The 18806-nt window shown below is 54.0% G+C and carries 16 protein-coding genes and 1 other RNA gene; 4 read left to right on the forward strand and 13 right to left on the reverse strand.

Translation table 11 applies throughout. The features are described from left to right. Positions 1-364: 364 nt before the first annotated feature. The 7 genes from gcvP to NA389_RS13430 form a co-directional block, all read right to left on the reverse strand. On the reverse strand, positions 365-3238 hold the full coding sequence (gene gcvP, locus NA389_RS13400) for an aminomethyl-transferring glycine dehydrogenase (protein ID WP_000194973.1): 2874 nt from the start codon (positions 3236-3238) through the stop codon (positions 365-367). 162 nt (positions 3239-3400) lie between these two features. Next, positions 3401-3790, reverse strand: a complete 390-nt coding sequence (gcvH, locus tag NA389_RS13405; RefSeq protein ID WP_001295377.1) for a glycine cleavage system protein GcvH — start codon at positions 3788-3790, stop codon at positions 3401-3403. Positions 3791-3815: 25 nt separating this feature from the next. Then, positions 3816-4910, reverse strand: a complete 1095-nt coding sequence (gene gcvT, locus NA389_RS13410; protein ID WP_000068740.1) for a glycine cleavage system aminomethyltransferase GcvT — start codon at positions 4908-4910, stop codon at positions 3816-3818. 454 nt (positions 4911-5364) lie between these two features. Beyond that, the gene (gene ubiI / locus NA389_RS13415; protein ID WP_001192144.1) at positions 5365-6567 is read right to left on the reverse strand and encodes an FAD-dependent 2-octaprenylphenol hydroxylase; all 1203 of its coding nucleotides are present in this window, start codon (positions 6565-6567) and stop codon (positions 5365-5367) included. 125 nt (positions 6568-6692) lie between these two features. Further along, positions 6693-7871, reverse strand: coding sequence for a 2-octaprenyl-6-methoxyphenyl hydroxylase (gene ubiH / locus NA389_RS13420; RefSeq protein ID WP_000111152.1), 1179 nt, complete (start codon positions 7869-7871; stop codon positions 6693-6695). Further along, a complete protein-coding gene (gene pepP, locus NA389_RS13425; protein WP_000193681.1) occupies positions 7868-9184 on the reverse strand; it encodes a Xaa-Pro aminopeptidase in 1317 nt (438 codons plus the stop codon). Before pepP ends, ubiH begins: the two co-directional genes overlap by 4 nt. A 25-nt stretch (positions 9185-9209) precedes the next feature. Next, positions 9210-9788 (reverse strand): YecA family protein, encoded by a 579-nt coding sequence (locus NA389_RS13430; RefSeq protein WP_000027236.1) that lies wholly within the window; start codon positions 9786-9788, stop codon positions 9210-9212. Positions 9789-9954: 166 nt separating this feature from the next. On the opposite strand from NA389_RS13430, the gene zapA reads away from it, so the two are divergent. The 3 genes from zapA to NA389_RS13445 all read left to right on the forward strand — a co-directional run bounded on the left by zapA (position 9955) and on the right by NA389_RS13445 (position 11126). Beyond that, positions 9955-10284 carry a cell division protein ZapA gene (zapA, locus tag NA389_RS13435; RefSeq protein WP_001276011.1) on the forward strand — a complete coding sequence of 110 codons (330 nt, stop codon included), beginning with the start codon at positions 9955-9957 and terminating at the stop codon, positions 10282-10284. 41 nt (positions 10285-10325) lie between these two features. Beyond that, positions 10326-10509, forward strand: a non-coding RNA gene (gene ssrS, locus NA389_RS13440) — 6S RNA. A 20-nt stretch (positions 10510-10529) separates the two neighbouring features. Beyond that, positions 10530-11126, forward strand: a complete 597-nt coding sequence (locus NA389_RS13445; RefSeq protein WP_001528060.1) for a 5-formyltetrahydrofolate cyclo-ligase — start codon at positions 10530-10532, stop codon at positions 11124-11126. A gap of 380 nt (positions 11127-11506) precedes the next feature. Here NA389_RS13445 and serA read toward each other — a convergent pair whose 3' ends face one another. After that, the gene (gene serA / locus NA389_RS13450) at positions 11507-12739 is read right to left on the reverse strand and encodes a phosphoglycerate dehydrogenase (protein ID WP_001151627.1); all 1233 of its coding nucleotides are present in this window, start codon (positions 12737-12739) and stop codon (positions 11507-11509) included. A 266-nt stretch (positions 12740-13005) separates the two neighbouring features. Beyond that, positions 13006-13665, reverse strand: a complete 660-nt coding sequence (rpiA, locus tag NA389_RS13455; RefSeq protein WP_000189741.1) for a ribose-5-phosphate isomerase RpiA — start codon at positions 13663-13665, stop codon at positions 13006-13008. 153 nt (positions 13666-13818) lie between these two features. Here rpiA and argP point away from each other — a divergent pair, with 153 nt between their 5' ends. After that, positions 13819-14712 (forward strand): DNA-binding transcriptional regulator ArgP, encoded by an 894-nt coding sequence (argP, locus tag NA389_RS13460; RefSeq protein WP_000828345.1) that lies wholly within the window; start codon positions 13819-13821, stop codon positions 14710-14712. Between the two features lie 167 nt (positions 14713-14879). Here argP and NA389_RS13465 read toward each other — a convergent pair whose 3' ends face one another. The 4 genes from NA389_RS13465 to fbaA all read right to left on the reverse strand — a co-directional run bounded on the left by NA389_RS13465 (position 14880) and on the right by fbaA (position 18718). Continuing rightward, entirely contained in the window at positions 14880-15626 is a 747-nt protein-coding gene (locus tag NA389_RS13465) for an oxidative stress defense protein (RefSeq protein ID WP_000669854.1), read from the reverse strand. 93 nt (positions 15627-15719) lie between these two features. Continuing rightward, complete coding sequence (gene argO / locus NA389_RS13470) at positions 15720-16355, reverse strand: arginine exporter ArgO (RefSeq protein WP_000626876.1); 636 nt, start codon at positions 16353-16355, stop codon at positions 15720-15722. 200 nt (positions 16356-16555) lie between these two features. Further along, a complete protein-coding gene (locus NA389_RS13475) occupies positions 16556-17416 on the reverse strand; it encodes a small-conductance mechanosensitive channel MscS (RefSeq protein ID WP_000389834.1) in 861 nt (286 codons plus the stop codon). A 222-nt stretch (positions 17417-17638) separates the two neighbouring features. Further along, positions 17639-18718: a class II fructose-bisphosphate aldolase gene (gene fbaA / locus NA389_RS13480; protein ID WP_000034387.1), complete on the reverse strand. Its 1080-nt coding sequence runs from the start codon at positions 18716-18718 to the stop codon at positions 17639-17641. Between the last annotated feature and the right edge of the window lie 88 nt (positions 18719-18806).

Genomic DNA, 18806 nt, shown 5'->3' on the forward strand with positions numbered 1-18806 from the left:
TTGATGAATTTAATATACGGAAATTTTTGTAACTATATTGAGAGGTAAATAACGATTCCGGAGAGAAACTATTTGTAACTACATGTAAATACACCGTGTTATTTTGATTAAATAACAGCAAGGTAAAAATGATGCACAATGAATCATTAGACTCTAAAAAAGCGGTAATTTAATTCTGGCTAATACACTGATACAAACGCCAGGTTGCCTGACAGGAGCCAACGATTTACTGTAATATATTGAATTAGTAACACTTTGTAGCCTGAATAAGGCACTCACACTGCATCCGACATCAACAAAGCGCACTTTATTAACAAGCTGAAAAGGCGCCGAAGCGCCTTTAGAAGACAGTCGAATCAGTAAATTACTGGTAGTCGCTAATCGGTACGCAGGAGCAGAACAGGTTACGGTCGCCATAAACATCATCCAGACGTTTCACCGTCGGCCAGTATTTGTCTGCCACGCCTGCCGGGAATACGGCAACTTCACGGCTGTACGGATGCGCCCACTCGGCGACCAGTTCGTTCTGAATGTGCGGCGCGTTCACCAGCGGGTTATCTTCCAGCGGCCAGACACCGGCTTTCACCTGGTCAATCTCTGCGCGGATAGCCAGCATCGCATCGATAAAGCGATCCAGCTCGGCCTTACCTTCAGATTCCGTCGGCTCTACCATCAGCGTGCCCGCCACCGGGAACGACATGGTTGGCGCATGGAAACCGTAGTCGATCAGACGCTTGGCAATATCCAGCTCGCTGATGCCGGTTTCTTCTTTCAATGGGCGAATATCAAGAATACATTCGTGCGCCACACAGCCATCGCGACCGGTATACAGTACCGGATAGGCATCTTTCAGACGGCTGGCAATGTAGTTAGCGTTAAGAATCGCGACCTGGCTTGCCTGCTTCAGGCCTTCTGCACCCATCATGCGGATGTACATCCAGCTGATTGGCAGGATAGAGGCACTACCGAACGGCGCCGCAGACACCGCGCCCTGACGGGTTAACATGCCTTCGATTTGCACCACGCTATGACCCGGTACGAACGGTGCCAGATGCGCTTTCACGCCGATCGGTCCCATGCCTGGGCCGCCGCCGCCGTGCGGAATGCAGAAAGTTTTATGCAAATTGAGGTGCGAAACGTCTGCGCCAATAAAGCCCGGTGAGGTGATGCCGACCTGGGCGTTCATGTTCGCGCCGTCAAGGTAAACCTGACCGCCGAACTGGTGCACAACTTCACACACTTCACGGATCGTTTCTTCATAGACGCCGTGGGTGGACGGATAGGTCACCATGATGCAAGAGAGGTTCGCAGCATGTTGTTCTGCTTTTGCTCGCAGATCGTCCAGGTCGATGTTGCCGTTCTTATCACACGCCACAACCACCACCTGCATTCCTGCCATATGTGCAGAAGCAGGGTTAGTGCCGTGAGCAGAGGCCGGAATCAGGCAGATATCGCGATGCCCTTCGTTGCGGCTTTCGTGATAGTGACGAATCGCCAGCAGCCCCGCGTATTCCCCCTGTGCGCCGGAGTTAGGCTGCATACAGACGGCGTCATACCCGGTGAGTTTCACCAGCCAGTCAGAAAGCTGGCTAATCATCTGATGATATCCTTCGGCCTGTTCCGGCGGGCAGAACGGGTGCAGTTCAGCGAATTCCGGCCAGGTGATAGGAATCATCTCGGCGGCGGCGTTCAGCTTCATGGTGCAGGAACCCAGCGGGATCATCGCCTGATTCAGCGCCAGATCTTTACGCTCCAGCGAGTGCATGTAGCGCATCATCTCGGTTTCGCTGTGGTAACGGTTAAATACCGGATGCGTCAGAATCGCATCGTCACGCAGCATACTTTGCTGAATGGAACGGCTATCAAGCGCCACGTCTTTATCCAGTGTTTCAATGTTCAGACCGTGGCTGGCGCCCAGCAAAACATTGAACAACTGCGCCACATTCTCACGGGTGGTGGTTTCATCGAGCGTAATACCAACCGCGTTATGAATATCGCTGCGCAGATTGATCTCCGCCGCTTCCGCACGCGCCAGTACCGCAGCTTTATCAGCCACTTCCACACACAGCGTGTCAAAGTAATGCGCATGACGCAGCTTTAAGCCTTTCTGCTGCAGACCTGCCGCCAGAATATCGGTCAGGCGGTGGATACGATTAGCGATGCGCTTCAGACCGACCGGACCATGATAAACGGCATACAGACTGGCGATGTTAGCCAGCAGTACCTGCGAGGTACAAATATTGGAGTTCGCTTTCTCACGACGGATATGCTGCTCGCGAGTCTGCATCGCCATGCGCAGTGCGGTATTGCCCGCCGCATCTTTTGAGACGCCGATAATACGGCCTGGCATGGAGCGTTTAAATTCGTCTTTAGCGGCAAAGAACGCCGCGTGCGGGCCACCGTACCCCATCGGTACGCCGAAGCGTTGCGCAGAGCCGAAAACAATGTCCGCGCCCTGTTTGCCCGGAGCCGTCAGCAGCACCAGCGCCATAAAATCGGCGGCGACGCTGACCACAACTTTACGGGATTTCAGCTCAGTAATCAGTGCGCTGTAGTCGTGAATTTCACCTGTGGTGCCTACCTGTTGTAACAGCACGCCAAACACATCCTGGTGATCCAGTGCTTTCGCCGCGTCATCTACAATGACGTCAAAGCCAAAGGTTTCGGCACGCGTACGCACGACGTCCAGAGTTTGCGGATGGACATCAGAGGCGACAAAGAAACGGTTGGCATTTTTCAGTTTGCTGACGCGCTTTGCCATCGCCATCGCTTCAGCGGCGGCGGTCGCTTCATCCAGCAGCGAGGCGGAAGCCATGTCCAGCCCCGTCAGGTCCAGCGTCACCTGTTGGAAGTTGAGCAGCGCTTCCAGACGCCCCTGAGAGACTTCCGGCTGATAAGGAGTGTAGGCGGTATACCAGCCTGGATTTTCCAGCATGTTGCGCAGGATAACCGGCGGTAGCTGCACGGCTGTGTAGCCCATGCCAATGTAGGACGTGAAGCGCTTGTTACGCCCGGCGATGGCTTTTAATTCCGCCAGTGCGGCATATTCGGTTGCCGCCTCGCCAACCTGCGGCGGAGTCGCGAGCTGAATGTCTTTCGGCACAATCTGACCTGTCAGCGCGTTTAACGACTCGGCACCAACCGCATTCAGCATCTCTTGCTGCTGCGCGGCGTCCGGTCCGATGTGGCGTTCAATGAAAGCGCCGCGGTTTTCAAGCTGGCTTAACGTCTGTGTCATGGGCGATGGTTCCTGAAACGTGCAGTGAATCGTAGGTGTCTCTAACTCAATTGCCCGGTGGCGCTGACGCTTACCGGGCCTACGCGTGCGAAAACGAATACGCAAAATCATTCGCGTTGCAGTGAGTAGGCCGGATAAGCATTAGCGCCATCCGGCACAACATTATTCGTCTTCTAACAATGCCTCATACGCGGTGGCATCCAGCAGCGATTCAAGTTCGCTTTCATCGCTGGCTTTGATTTTAAAGATCCAGCCACCGGCATACGGTTCGCTGTTCACCAGCTCCGGGGAGTCGCTCAGCGCATCGTTTACCGCCACGATCTCGCCGCTTACCGGCGCATAAATGTCGGACGCCGCTTTTACGGACTCCGCCACGGCGCAGTCGTCGCCCGCGCTTACGGTCGCGCCGACTTCCGGCAGATCAACAAAAACCATATCGCCCAACAGCTCCTGAGCGTGTTCAGTAATGCCAACGGTGTAAGTGCCATCCGCTTCTTTACGCAGCCATTCGTGTTCTTTGCTGTATTTCAGTTCTGCGGGTACGTTGCTCATCAATTAATCTCCAAAAAAGGATGAATCACGCGACGGCTTTGCCGTTACGCACAAAAACAGGTTTAGTCACTTTTACCGGCATTTCACGGTTACGAATTTGTACAATCGCCGTCTCGCCGATGCCCGCCGGAACGCGCGCCAGCGCAATGCTGTAGCCCAACGTTGGGGAAAACGTCCCGCTGGTGATAATGCCTTCTTGCTGATTGCCCTGCGCATCGGTAAAACGCACCGGCAGTTCATTACGCAATACGCCTTTCTCGGTCATCACCAGACCGACAAGCTGCTCATGGCCTTTTTCACGCTGCATCTCCAGCGCCTCACGGCCAATAAAGTCGCGGTCAACAGGTTCCCAGGCGATAGTCCATCCCATATTAGCCGCCAGCGGAGAGATACCTTCATCCATCTCCTGACCGTACAGGTTCATGCCTGCTTCCAGACGCAGCGTGTCGCGCGCGCCAAGACCGCACGGCTTCACGCCCGCCTCCACCAGCGCACGCCAGAAATCCGCCGCTTTTTCATTCGGCATGGCGATTTCATAGCCCGCTTCGCCGGTATAACCGGTGGTGGCGATAAACAAATCACCCGCCTGTACGCCGAAGAACGGCTTCATACCTTCTACTGCATGGCGCTGTTGGTCAGTAAACAGAGTCGCCGCTTTTTCCTGCGCATTCGGCCCCTGTACCGCAATCAGCGACAGGTCGTCACGAACGGTGATGTCGATGGCATAAGGTTCAGCATGTTGGGTAATCCAGGAGAGGTCTTTTTCGCGGGTGGCGGAGTTAACAACGAGACGGAAGAAATCTTCAGTGAAGTAGTAGACGATAAGGTCATCAATCACGCCGCCCGATGCGTTAAGCATACCGGAGTAGAGGGCTTTACCCGTCTTCGTTAGCTTCGCGACGTCGTTTGCCAGCAGATAACGTAGAAACTCTCGTGTACGGCTACCATGAAGATCGACAATGGTCATATGCGATACATCAAACATCCCGGCATCGGTGCGCACAGCGTGGTGTTCATCAAGCTGAGAGCCGTAATGCAGGGGCATCATCCAGCCATGAAAATCGACCATGCGGGCGCCGCATAGCGTGTGTTGTTCGTACAAAGGCGTCTGTTGGGCCATCTTTTCCTCGTTGAATTAGCGGGGGCTAACAACCATTTTCATGGGAAATCTTCGCCACGAAACCTGGCATCGACGCCCTTTTTCCTGCGCCGACGCAAACGTTCTCTTGCTCCTGAACTTACCACCGAACCAGGCGCTAAACCATAAGGCTGAATTTACCATCACATTAGCTTATGACTAAAAAACGCTAAAATCCCATCAGCACAAAAAACCACTATTACGCTAAATACTCGTCATAAAAAGGAAGCTGATACGATTTACCACAACATAAATTAATATTAAATGCGGAAAAAATGTCGAAAATCGCGTTCGCCAAAAATAGTGGCATTAGAAAATATAATGCGAAATAAGCGGTGAAATTAGATTATTTCAAACGAGGAAAGCCCCCCGGCGCGATAGCCGGGAAAGCAAAGTGTGACGGGTTTCAAACTCTTGCTGGCGTGCAGTCAGACGCTTAACGAAGCCATTGCGGAAGGTCGTTTAGCCCCATTGCCTGGCGAAGCAGTTGGGGTTTGACGCCGGGGAGCGTATCCGCCAGTTTCAGTCCGATGTCGCGCAACAATTTTTTTGCCGGGTTTTCGCCGGCAAACAGGTCACGAAAACCTTGCATCCCGGCAAGCATCATCGCCGCGCTATGTTTACGGCTACGCTCATAACGACGAAGATAAAGATGTTGACCAATGTCTTTGCCCTGACGCTGAAGCCGGCGCAGATCGTCCACCAGTTCGGCCGCGTCCATAAAGCCGAGGTTGACGCCTTGCCCTGCCAGCGGATGGATGGTGTGCGCGGCATCGCCGACCAACGCCAGACGATGCGCGGCAAACTGGCGAGCATAGCGGCCCGTCAGCGGAAAAACCTGCCGTTCGCTTTCCAGGCGGCATAAGCCCAGCCGATTATCGAAGGCGATAGTCAACGCCTGGTTAAACGCCTCGTCGCCGCTCTGTTGCATACGCTCCGCATCCTGCGGAGAAAGCGACCAGACAATGGAACACAGATGCGGATCGCTTAACGGCAAAAACGCCAGAATACCTTCACCATGAAACACCTGGCGAGCAACCGCGCCGTGCGGCTCTTCGGTGCGGATAGTCGCTACCAGCGCATGGTGACGGTAGTCCCAGAAAGTTAAGGGAATATCCGCTTTGTTACGCAGCCAGGAGTTGGCGCCATCCGCGGCAATCACCAGACGCGCGGTTAACATCGCGCCGTCTTTTAAAGTCAGGAAGGCGTCGTTTTCCCCCCAGGCGACCTGCTGTAATTCCGCTGGCGCCATTAAGGTGATATCCGCCGCTTGCTGCGCTTTTTGCCACAGTGCATAGTGAATGACGCTGTTTTCAACAATATGCCCCAGATGGCTATATCCCATGCTTGCGTCATCAAACGTAATACGGCCAAAGCTGTCTTTATCCCAGACTTCCATACCGTGGTAGCAACTTGCCCGTCGCGCCACAATGTTTGACCATACGCCAAGACGGGTAAGCAGTTTTTCGCTGGCGGCATTAATCGCCGACACCCGAAGCTGAGGCGGCGCATCGTTCGCCAACGGCTGGGGGACTACGTGATCCAGTACCGCAACGCGCAAACCGCTCCCCTGCAAGCCGCAGGCAACAGCCAGTCCCACCATGCCTCCGCCAACTATTGCTACATCAACACTTTGCACTATTTACTCCTGGAAACCGGAACAATCAAAACCGTAGGCCGGATAAGGCGAAGCTGCCATCCGGCATTTTTACGAACACGATGCCGGATGGCGGCATAAATGCCTTATCCGGCCTACAGATCTGCTTAACGCGCAACCCAACCTAAGGTCCGCTGTGCCAGCGCATCGCGCGCAGGCGGTAATAACTCCATCGCCATTAAACCGATATTGCGCCCAATAACCAGCGGCGCCCAACGATTTGCAAACAGATGGACCAGACCGTTCGTTACGCCAATCGTCGTATCCCGGTCAACCTGACGACGCTGCTGATAGCGCGATAACACGTGCCAGGCGCCAATATCCTCGCCCGCGTCCTGTGCCGCGACCAGCGTTTCCGCCAGGCTCATGACATCGCGCAGACCGAGATTAAACCCTTGTCCGGCGATAGGATGCAACGTCTGCGCCGCATTGCCGACCACGACAGTCCGGTGAGTAAACACTTTTGCCGCCGTAGTAAGGGCAAGCGGATACGCGCTGCGCTTACCGGCCTGAGTAATTCGCCCCAGCCGCCAGCCAAACGCGGCCTGCAACGCATGACAGAACTGCGCGTCGGACCAGCTCAGCACCTCATCGCGCTGGTCGAGCGGGTGACACCAAACCAGCGAACATCGGCCATGCGACATCGGCAACATCGCCAGCGGGCCATTGGGAGTAAAACGTTCAAAGGCGCGTCCCTGATGCGGGATCGCGGTCGCGACATTCGCTATCACCGCTAACTGTTCGTAAGGCTCCTGATGCCAGTCAACGCCGCAGGCTGACGCCAGCGCGGAGTGGGTACCGTTAGCCGCCACCAGCACGCTGCCAGCTATCACATTGCCGTTTTCCAGAGTGACGTTAACCTGCTGTTGGGTACGTGACACGCTGGCTACGCGCTCCGGGCAGTGCAGCGTAACGCCCGGCGCTTTACGCAAGAGCGCAAACAGACGCAGCCCGATATCATGCAGCTCCGCAACGTGACCCAACGCTGCCAGGCTGTAATCCTGCGCGTCGAGAGTCACAAATCCGGCATGACCGCGATCGCTGACGTGTACGGTGTTGATTGCCGTTGCGCAATCGGAAATCGTCTGCCAGACGCCAATTCGCGCCAGTTGCTGGCAAGTGCCCGCCGCCAGCGCAATCGCTCTGGCGTCAAAGCCGGGATGGCCGTCGGCTTCAGGCGCTTTCGCTTCAATCAGGTGTACCGGCAACGTCCCATGACTGAACTGAGAGATGGCCAGCGCCAGCGTCGCGCCTGCCATGCCGCCGCCAACGATAATGACGCTCATTGCTGCCGCGCCGCCGCCATTAATGCCTCAATGTCATCCGCCTTCTTCACAACGCCAGCGGTCAGGTTTTCATTACCGGTTTCGGTAATGACAATGTCATCTTCAATTCGAACGCCAATGCCGCGATACGCTTCCGGCACGTCGGCATCCGGCGCGATATAGAGGCCTGGCTCTACGGTCAGCACCATGCCCGGCTCCAGGATGCGGGAGCGATCCGGCCCATAAACGCCGACATCATGAACATCCAGCCCCAGCCAGTGGCTCAAGCCATGCATAAAGAAAGGACGATGCGCATTTTCGGCAATCAGTTGATCAACCTCTCCTTGCAAAATCCCCAGCTTCACCAGCCCGGTTATCATGATGCGCACGACTTCGCCGGTCACCTCCTGAATAGAGGTGCCAGGACGGAACAGTCGCAGGCTGGTCTCCAGCGATTCCAGAACGATGTCATAAATTTCACGCTGAGCTGGCGTGAATTTCCCGTTCACCGGGAAAGTACGCGTGATGTCGCCCGCGTAACCTTTATATTCACAGCCCGCGTCGATAAGCACTAAATCGCCGTCGCGCATTTCACTTTCGTTTTCAGTGTAATGCAGGATACAGCCATTTTCGCCGCTGCCGACAATGGTGTTATAGGAGGGATAGCGCGCGCCGTGGCGATTAAATTCGTGGTGAATTTCACCCTCCAACTGATACTCAAACATCCCCGGACGGCATTTTTCCATCGCGCGGATATGCGCCAGCGCGCTAATTTCCCCGGCACGGCGCAGGACAGCAATCTCTTCCGGCGATTTGAACAGGCGCATCTCATGGACGATCGGTCGCCAGTCAGTCATGGTGGCCGGCGCGGTCAGATTCTGGCGGGAGCCTTTACGCAGCTTCTCCAGCGCAGCCAGAACAATCTCGTCGGCATACGCATATTCGCCCTGCGCGTGGTACACCACATCCAGACCATTAAGCAACTGAAAGAGTTGCTGGTTGATTTCGCTAAACGCCAGCGCCCGGTCAACACCCAGTTTTTCCGGCGCGGCATCCTGTCCTAAACGGCGACCAAACCAGATTTCCGCCGTCAGGTCGCGAACGCGGTTGAACAAAACGCTGTGGTTGTGGGTGTCATCACTCTTAATCAGTACCAGCACGGCTTCCGGTTCGTTAAAACCGGTGAAATACCAGAAGTCGCTACTCTGGCGATACGGATATTCACTGTCTGCGCTGCGCGTCGCCTCCGGCGCGGCAAAGATCAGCGCGGCGCTGCCGGGCTGCATTTGCGCCAGTAATGCCTGGCGACGGCGTTGGTATTCCTGCTGAGTCATGACATGGCCTCCATTTCGTTTTTTCTTAGTGTAGCGTCGGTTTACGCACTTCCGGCGCGGTCGGCTGTTGGCGCGTGAAAGTGTCATGACATAACAGCGCCGCAACACGGACATATTCGATGATCTCTTCGAGCGACATCTCCAGCTCTTCCTGATCTTCGCTCTCATCATAACCAAGCTGCGCAATATTACGCAGGTCGTCAATCGCTTCACCCGTTTCGCCGGTGACTTTATCAAGTTTAGGCTGCGTTACGCCGAGGCCAAGCAAAAAGTGGTTAACCCACCCGGCTAATGCATCAGCGCGATCGAATACGCTGACATCGTCGCCTTCAGGCAGATAAAGCTGAAAAAGAAAGCCGTCGTCTTCCAGCGCGTCGCTGGTCGCCGCGTGCATTTTGCGCAGCGCCTGAGCAAGCTCATGCCCGAAGGCCAGACCTTCGTTCGTCAGGTCGTGCAACAGCGGCTGCCATGAGCTGTCGTTGTTGCCGCCGCAAATCATCCCGCTGATTAAACCATGCATTTCAGCCGGGGTCAGACCGGCCCCTTGTTGATTCAAAAACCGGTTCATTTCGTTGTAACCAGGCATTTCGTTCTGTATAGACATAAGCATTCGTCATCAAAGGGAGGATATTCATGATATGCTACCACTTTGGACCCTGGTGAACCAGAAAAGGGCTTGTATCTTCACACCAGGGTAGCTATAGTGTCGCCCCTTCGCGGACCTTGGGTCTGGAGACGAAGGCAGCGCAGTCAATCAGCAGGAAGGTGGCATGTCTGCACAACCCGTCGATATCCAAATATTTGGCCGTTCACTGCGAGTGAATTGCCCGCCTGACCAAAGGGATGCGTTGAATCAGGCTGCGGACGATCTGAATCAGCGGTTGCAAGATCTGAAAGTTCGCACTAGAGTCACAAATACTGAGCAGTTGGTTTTCATTGCCGCATTGAATATCAGCTATGAGTTAACTCAGGAAAAAGCGAAGACCCGCGATTACGCGGCGAGCATGGAACAACGTATTCGGATGCTACAACAGACCATCGAACAGGCGTTGCTTGATCAAGGTCGCATAACCGAAAAAACGGGCCAAAACTTTGAATAACACTTTTCGCTTTACTATGGTAAAGTGATTGTGAAAACAGAATTTCTCTGAGATGTTTGCAAGCGGGCCAGTCCCCTGAGCCGATATTTCATACCACAAGAATGTGGCGCTCCGCGGTTGGTGAGCATGCTCGGTTCGTCCGAGAAGCCTTAAAACTGTGACGACACATTCACCTTGAACCAAGGGTTCAAGGGTTACAGCCTGCGGCGGCATCTCGGAGATTCCCCTTCTGACTGGCAACAGCCATGACGCAACTTCCCGAACTCTCTTTATCACGACAAGAAATCCGCCGAATGATTCGGCAACGTCGCCGTGCGCTAACGCCAGAGCAGCAACGCCGCTTTGGTCAACAGGCCGCCGCCCGAATGCTCAGCTTTCCTCCCGTCGTGATGGCGCACACTGTCGCCGTGTTTCTCTCCTTTGATGGCGAACTCGACACCCAGCCGCTGATAGAACAGCTATGGCAAGCGGGCAAGCGCGTCTACCTTCCGGTTCTTCATCCCTTCAGCCCTGGCAACCTCCTGTTCCTGCACTATCATCCGCAGAGTGCGCTGGTGACCAACCGCTTAAAGATCCGGGAGCCACGGCTTGATGTCCGCGACGTATTGCCGCTGGCAAAGCTGGATGTGCTGGTAACGCCGTTAGTGGCGTTTGACGAAGGCGGGCAGCGCCTGGGGATGGGCGGCGGATTTTATGACCGTACGTTGCAAAACTGGCAGCAGCATAAGATTCTACCTGTGGGCTACGCGCATGATTGCCAGTTAGTAGAAAAACTGCCGGTTGAAGAGTGGGATATCCCGCTGCCTGCGGTGGTGACGCCGTCCAAAATTTGGGAGTGGTAGCCGTGTTTTGTCGATTGACAGCGTCGCTTTTTTGACCTAAATTTCTCGGTGAAGGGTGAGGGAGGCGAACCTCCCTCCTGCGTACTCACTGTTAATATGCTGGGCAAGCGATGATTAACAGGATCAGCAGCATGATGACGTATCTCATCATCGTCCCTTTCCTTTTTAGAGCCCCTGCCTCGCCAGGGGCTTTCCCGTTTCAGCGCTATGCTGAGCCCTTATCGTAAATTCCTTTTATTGCTGTACAACACGCAACGCTGCCTTTAATTACCAATTGCGGCAAGGCTCGAAAACAGAATGTATGCGTTACACGAAGAGATGTTGAGGCAGGGAAACCAGAGAAAGGATGGGCAGGTCATCTCCTGCCCCTTTAGAGGAAATTAGTACAGCAGACGGGCGCGAATGGTGCCCGGAATCGCCTTCATCGCCAGCAGCGCTTTCTCCGCCACATCGCCATCGGCTTCTATATCAATTACCACATACCCCATTCGGGCGGAGGTTTGCAGATACTGTGCGGCAATGTTAACGCCCTGCTCGGCAAAGATCTGGTTAAGCGCGGTCAATACGCCCGGGCGGTTTTCGTGGATGTGCATCAGGCGACGACCACCGTGCAGCGGCAGCGACACTTCCGGGAAGTTCACGGCGGAAAGCGTCGAGCCGTTATCCGAGTACTTAATCAGTTTTCCTGCGACTTCCAGACCGATGTTTTCTTGCGCCTCCTGCGTCGAGCCGCCGATATGCGGCGTCAGGATCACGTTATCGAATTCGCACAGCGGAGAGGTAAACGGATCGCTATTAGTGGCCGGTTCCGTCGGGAAGACGTCGATAGCCGCCCCCGCCAGATGTTTCGTCGCCAGCGCGTCGCACAAAGCCGGGATATCCACTACCGTACCGCGCGCGGCGTTAATCAGCAGCGAACCAGGCTTCATCAGGGCTATCTCTTTTGCGCCCATCATGTTTTTGGTGGAGGCGTTTTCAGGTACGTGCAGACTGACCACATCGCTCATATTCAGCAATTCAGACAGGTGCTGCACCTGAGTTGCGTTACCGAGCGGCAGTTTATTTTCAATATCATAGAAATAGACATGCATCCCCAGCGATTCCGCCAGAATGCCCAACTGCGTTCCGATATGGCCGTAGCCGATAATGCCAAGCTTTTTACCACGCGCTTCGAACGATCCCGCCGCCAGTTTATTCCATACGCCGCGGTGCGCTTTGGCGTTCGCTTCCGGCACGCCGCGCAGCAGCAGCAATAGCTCGCCAATCACCAGCTCCGCCACGGAACGGGTATTCGAGAATGGCGCGTTAAAGACCGGAATACCGCGTTTTGCCGCCGCATTTAAATCCACCTGGTTGGTGCCGATGCAAAAACAGCCAATCGCCACTAGCTTCTCTGCGGCGTTAATCACTTCTTCTGTCAGATGAGTACGGGATCGCAGACCGATGAAGTGGGCATCGCGGATGGACGCTTTCAACTGTTCAGCGTCCAGCGCGCCCTTGTGATATTCAATGTTGGTGTAACCTGCCGCACGAAGGCTTTCCAGCGCCTTTTGATGCACCCCTTCAACCAGCAGAAATTTAATTTTATCTTTCTCCAGCGATACCTTTGCCATTTCCCCGATCCTGTCTTTTTTTGCCATCTGATGTTGTGTGTGGATTTGCATCCGTCCTTCAACATATCAAAAAAAATTATCACGGCAATATGAACGTTTGCGCCAGCGTCGTGAAGGAATCGCATACAGCGGGAAATAGCAGATGAAAATACCGGGAATAACTTTTTCTTTGGAGGGATCGGCAGGGCAAACGATTAAACGTGATACATGTCACCAAATTTGCCCTGACCGAATTTTTTACGCGGCAGGAAATACGCCTGGCGGGATCATTTTACGATGGTTTTCACCCCGTCCGGCGTGCCGATCAGTGCGACATCGGCGCCACGGTTGGCGAACAACCCTACGGTCACGACGCCCGGAATCGCGTTAATGGCGTTTTCCAGCGCGATGGGATCAAGGATTTCCATCCCATAAACATCCAGAATCACGTTGCCGTTATCCGTGACCACGTTCTGACGGTACTCCGGACGCCCGCCCAGCTTCACCAGTTGACGAGCGACCGCGCTGCGCGCCATCGGAATCACTTCGACCGGCAACGGGAATTTGCCAAGAATATCCACCTGTTTAGAGGCATCCGCAATACAGATAAATTTCTCCGCCACGGAAGCAATAATTTTCTCACGGGTTAATGCCGCGCCGCCGCCTTTGATCATCTGCATATGACCGTTGATTTCGTCCGCGCCATCGACATAGATACCCAGGCTATCCACTTCGTTGAGATCAAACACATGAATACCGAGGCCTTTGAGTTTTTCAGTCGAGGCGTCCGAGCTGGAGACCGCGCCTTCAATCTGGCCTTTCATTGTGCCCAGCGCATCAATAAAGTGTGCGGCCGTTGAGCCTGTACCAACGCCCACAATGGTGCCGGGCTGTACATACTGAAGTGCCGCCCATCCTACCGCTTTTTTCAGTTCATCCTGCGTCATAGATCGTTTCGCCTGTGGTGTGAAAATACAGCCGCATTATAGAACATTGTCGGGAAAAATCTCCGTGTCCGTACACAGGCTACGGATTTCATCTGTACCGACGGCAAATTTATGTCATAGTGCGGAAAAAAATAACAGGAGCATGACACAACAATGAAACGTCCGGACTACAGAACACTACAGGCGCTGGATGCCGTTATACGTGAACGAGGATTCGAGCGCGCCGCCCAGAAGCTGTGCATCACGCAATCCGCCGTCTCACAGCGCATAAAACAGCTTGAGAATATGTTCGGACAACCTTTATTGGTGCGTACCGTTCCTCCTCGCCCCACGGAGCAAGGGCAAAAATTACTGGCTCTGCTGCGTCAGGTTGAACTGCTGGAAGAAGAGTGGCTGGGCGATGAACAAACCGGCTCTACGCCGCTGCTGCTGTCGCTGGCGGTTAACGCTGACAGTCTGGCGACCTGGCTGCTTCCGGCGCTGGCGCCGGTGCTGGCGGACTCCCCTATCCGTCTCAATTTACAGGTGGAAGATGAAACGCGCACGCAAGAACGTCTGCGTCGCGGCGAGGTGGTGGGCGCGGTGAGTATTCAGCATCAGGCGCTGCCCAGTTGCCTGGTAGACAAACTGGGCGCGCTCGACTATCTGTTTGTCGCGTCAAAGCCGTTTGCCGAGCGCTATTTCCCCAATGGCGTTACCCGGTCGTCGCTGCTGAAAGCGCCCGCCGTCGCGTTCGACCATCTGGATGATATGCATCAGGCCTTTTTGCAACAGAATTTCGATCTACCACCCGGCAGCGTGCCGTGCCATATCGTTAATTCATCCGAAGCGTTTGTACAGCTTGCGCGTCAGGGCACGACCTGCTGCATGATCCCTCACCTGCAGATTGAGAAAGAGCTGGAAAGCGGCGAGTTGATCAACTTAACGCCTGGTTTGCTACAACGCCGGATGCTTTACTGGCACCGCTTTGCCCCGGAAAGCCGGATGATGCGCAAAGTGACCGACGCGCTACTGGAGTACGGGCACAAGGTGCTGCGTCAGGATTAGCCTCTCAATGAATGCCGGATGGCGGCGTGAACGTCTTATCCGGCCTGCATGACCCATTATTCCCCCGTCGCTTCTTTGAAATTCATCACAAAATCATTGCGTTCAGGCGGCAAAAAACGAGAACACCGGGAGAAAACGCGGCCTGGAAGCGCCCAGGCCGGGCGAGATTACTGCGTGCTGGCGGCCGTTGTCGACGTCTGCCCTGTTCCAGGTTCAAGCTGGAATACCACATCGACCTGATCGTCGAACTGAATAGTCGGCTGCTCGTAAGTTTCCTGCGCGGATACCGGCGCAGCATCTGCGGCTTTCATCATTCGCACCACCGGACTCGGCTGATAATTAGAGACATGGTAACGAACGCTGTAAACCGGCCCCAATTTGCTGTTAAAACCGGCTGCCAGCGCTTGCGCCTGATGAATCGCGTCATCAATGGCGGCTTTGCGGGCCTTGTCTTTATAGGCGTCCGGTTGCGCCACGCCCAGCGATACCGAACGAATCTCGTTCAGACCCGCCTTCAGCGCGCCGTCCAGCAGAGAATTAAGTTTATCTAACTGACGCAGCGTCACTTCAACGGTTCGCACCGCGCGATACCCTTTCAGAATGCTTTTACCGTTTTGGTAATCATAATCCGGCTGCGTGCGCAGATTCGCCGCGCTAATGTCTTTTTTCGCAATCTGATTTTGCTCAAGGAAGGAAAGATATTGCGCCACGCGCTCATCGGCCTGCTTCTTCGCCGTCGCCGCATCCTTCGCCGCGACGTTCACTTCAATCGCTAAGGTGGCGATATCAGGCACAGCATCGACGCTTGCCGTACCGGAAGTCACGATGTGCGGGCCTTCCGGCAATTCGCTTGCCTGCGCCGACATTGCACTTAAACCCACTAATGCCGCCAGGGCCATCACTTTGAACTTCACAGTCTCTCCTCCATATTGCAGTCATTGCCCTGATATACAGGGCGCATGCAGGCAAGCTTAGCGGATATCGGCCTGTTGTCCATCAGACAACGCTTAGTTGAAAAGCGCGTGCATATGCGCGACGCCTTCCCGCGCCAGTTGGAAGGCGATAAGCCACATCACCACCCCAACCAGAATGTTGATAATGCGTTGAGCTTTCGCCGTACGCAGTCGAGGCGCAAGCCAGGCCGCCAGTAGCGCTAACCCAAAAAACCATAAGAACGACGCGCTAATCGTGCCGAGAGCAAACCAGCGCTTTGGCTCCATAGCCAGTTGCCCGCCGAGACTGCCCAACACGACAAACGTATCCAGATAAACGTGCGGATTCAGCCACGTTACCGCCAGCATCGTAGCAATAATTTTCCAGCGCCCCTGCTTCATAACCTCGGCGCTGGCCAGCTCCAGATTACTGCTCATTGCCGTTTTCAGCGCGCCAAAACCGTACCATAACAAGAACGCGACCCCGCCCCATGTGACCAGCGCCAGCAGCCACGGCGACTGCATCAGCAACGCGCTGCCGCCAAAAATACCGGCGCTGATCAGGACTAAATCACTTAACGCGCAAAGCAGCGCTATCATGAGGTGGTACTGGCGACGAATTCCCTGATTCATCACAAACGCATTTTGCGGGCCAAGCGGAAGGATCATGGCGGCGCCAAGGGCAAGCCCTTGAAAATAATAAGATATCACGTTAACTACCCTGAGCTGTTTTTCTTAAAGGCAGACTATAGCGCGGGAATATTATTAGCGGAAATTGATAATTTTAATCACTAATAAGAAAAGCTAATGAAGAGACTGAATAACGGATGGCGGCTACGCTTATCCGCTCAATAACCAGAGAATACTGGAGGCGGATAAGCGCAGCGCCGGCAGGCAGCGCGGGAGAAAAATTACTCCGCGACGTTATCTTTCACACGTTTAAAATTGACGTCCATCTGCGGGTACGGGAAGCTAATACCAGCGGCGTCGAATTCACGTTTAATACGTTCCAGCACGTCCCAGTAGACATTTTGCAGGTCGCTGCTTTTACTCCAGACACGCACCACAAAATTAATTGATGAGGCGCCCAGCTCATTCAAACGTACCGTCATTTCGCGATCTTTTAAAATACGATCGTCGGACTCGATAATCGTGGTTAGCAGCTGTTTCACCTGATCGATATCCGAATCGTAGGCCACCCCAATAATGAATTCGTTACGGCGAACCGGCTCACGAGAATAGTTGATGATATTTCCCGCGATAATTTTGCCATTCGGAATCACAATAATTTTGCCGTCTACCGCGCGCATTGTCGTGGAAAAGATTTGCACGTTCAGTACCGTACCTGCAACGCCGCCCAAATCGACATACTCACCGGCGCGGAACGGACGGAACATAACCAGCAATACCCCAGCCGCAAGGTTAGAGAGTGATCCCTGTAATGCCAGGCCAACGGCTAAACCGGCGGCGCCCAGTACGGCAATAACCGAGGCGGTTTGAACCCCCACGCGACCCAGAGCCGCAATCAGCGTAAAAGCGATAACCCCATAGCGCACCAGCGCAGAAAGAAAGTCGGCCACTGTCGCATCAATATGACGCGCACGCATCAGACGATTTACCGTATTGGAGATCACGCGCGCTACAATCAAGCCGATGATGATAATAGCGATAGCCGCAACAATATTCACAGCATAGCTGAGCAATAACGCCTGGTTGCGTACCAGCCAGGTGCCCGCACCATTTATGCTGTCGACAACATTCAAATCTTCCATTCAATATTCCTTGGTCATAGCAAAACAAGCAAATGAGATCATTCTCACGAAAAGAACTTTTTAAAGGTAAACAAAAACAGAGGAATATGCCATTTTTCGGCATCATCCCAAAAAAGGCAGGTACACTGTGAGTTGGCCGGATGAAAGCGTTAACGCCGCTCTCCGGAAATAACGATAAAAAAATGGCTTCCCGAGGGAAGCCATTTTAATCAACAGACTACATTACAGAACGTCAATCGCGTTCAGTTCTTTAAATGCTTTTTCCAGACGAGCGATCATCGAAGTCTGGCCAGCACGCAGCCATACGCGCGGGTCATAGTATTTCTTGTTCGGCTGATCTTCGCCTTTCGGGTTGCCCAGCTGGCCTTGCAGATACGCTTCGTTTTCTTTGTAGTAGTTCAGAACACCTTCCCAGGTTGCCCATTGGGTATCGGTATCGATGTTCATTTTCACTACGCCGTAGCTTACGGAGTCTTTGATTTCCTGAGCAGTAGAACCGGAACCGCCGTGGAAAACGAAGTTCAGGCTGTTGTGCGGCAGGTTGTGTTTCTTAGAAACATACTCCTGAGAATCACGCAGAATGGTCGGGGTCAGAACCACGTTACCCGGCTTGTAAACGCCGTGTACGTTACCGAAGGAAGCGGCAATGGTGAAACGCGGGCTGATTTTGCTCAGCTCAGTGTACGCGTAATCAACATCTTCCGGCTGGGTGTACAGGGCAGAAGCGTCCATGTGGCTGTTGTCCACGCCGTCTTCTTCGCCACCGGTGCAACCCAGTTCGATTTCCAGAGTCATGCCAATTTTGGACATGCGTGCCAGGTATTTGGAGCAGATTTCGATGTTTTCGTGCAGAGACTCTTCAGACAGGTCAATCATGTGAGAAGAGAACAGCGGTTTACCGGTAGCCGCGAAGTGTTTTTCACCCGCGTCCAGCAGACCGTCGATCCACGGCAGCAGTTTCTTGGCGCAGTGGTCAGTGTGCAGGATAACCGGAACGCCATAATGTTCAGCCATCTGATGAACGTGATGCGCGCCAGAGATAGCGCCCAGGATTGCCGCGCCCTGAGGTACGTCAGTTTTCACGCCTTTACCCGCGATGAAGGACGCGCCGCCGTTGGAGAACTGAACGATGACCGGTGCTTTAACTTTTGCAGCGGTTTCCAGAACAGCGTTGATGGAATCAGTGCCCACGCAGTTAACTGCCGGCAGAGCAAAATTGTTTTCTTTTGCTACCTGGAACACTTTCTGTACGTCATCACCAGTGATCACGCCTGGTTTTACGAAATCAAAAATTTTAGACATGTTTCGTTGTCCTGTATCGTCGGGCTTTGGGAAAAAACACGGGCCGCCCTGAATGTCAGATCGGCGATAAATCAACGGGCAGGAATCC

Origin of the sequence: Salmonella sp. NW645, assembly GCF_051703725.1 — a bacterium.
Taxonomy (GTDB): domain Bacteria; phylum Pseudomonadota; class Gammaproteobacteria; order Enterobacterales; family Enterobacteriaceae; genus Salmonella; species Salmonella enterica.

Coding starts and splice junctions, on each gene's coding strand:
- fbaA (WP_000034387.1), bottom strand. CDS start 18,718: ATGTCTAAAATTTTTGATTTCGTAAAACCAGGCGTGATCACTGGTGAT.
- serA (WP_001151627.1), bottom strand. CDS start 12,739: ATGGCAAAGGTATCGCTGGAGAAAGATAAAATTAAATTTCTGCTGGTT.
- rpiA (WP_000189741.1), bottom strand. CDS start 13,665: ATGACGCAGGATGAACTGAAAAAAGCGGTAGGATGGGCGGCACTTCAG.
- zapA (WP_001276011.1), top strand. CDS start 9,955: ATGTCTGCACAACCCGTCGATATCCAAATATTTGGCCGTTCACTGCGA.
- gcvP (WP_000194973.1), bottom strand. CDS start 3,238: ATGACACAGACGTTAAGCCAGCTTGAAAACCGCGGCGCTTTCATTGAA.
- gcvT (WP_000068740.1), bottom strand. CDS start 4,910: ATGGCCCAACAGACGCCTTTGTACGAACAACACACGCTATGCGGCGCC.
- gcvH (WP_001295377.1), bottom strand. CDS start 3,790: ATGAGCAACGTACCCGCAGAACTGAAATACAGCAAAGAACACGAATGG.
- NA389_RS13430 (WP_000027236.1), bottom strand. CDS start 9,788: ATGTCTATACAGAACGAAATGCCTGGTTACAACGAAATGAACCGGTTT.
- argP (WP_000828345.1), top strand. CDS start 13,819: ATGAAACGTCCGGACTACAGAACACTACAGGCGCTGGATGCCGTTATA.
- NA389_RS13475 (WP_000389834.1), bottom strand. CDS start 17,416: ATGGAAGATTTGAATGTTGTCGACAGCATAAATGGTGCGGGCACCTGG.
- pepP (WP_000193681.1), bottom strand. CDS start 9,184: ATGACTCAGCAGGAATACCAACGCCGTCGCCAGGCATTACTGGCGCAA.
- NA389_RS13445 (WP_001528060.1), top strand. CDS start 10,530: ATGACGCAACTTCCCGAACTCTCTTTATCACGACAAGAAATCCGCCGA.
- ubiH (WP_000111152.1), bottom strand. CDS start 7,871: ATGAGCGTCATTATCGTTGGCGGCGGCATGGCAGGCGCGACGCTGGCG.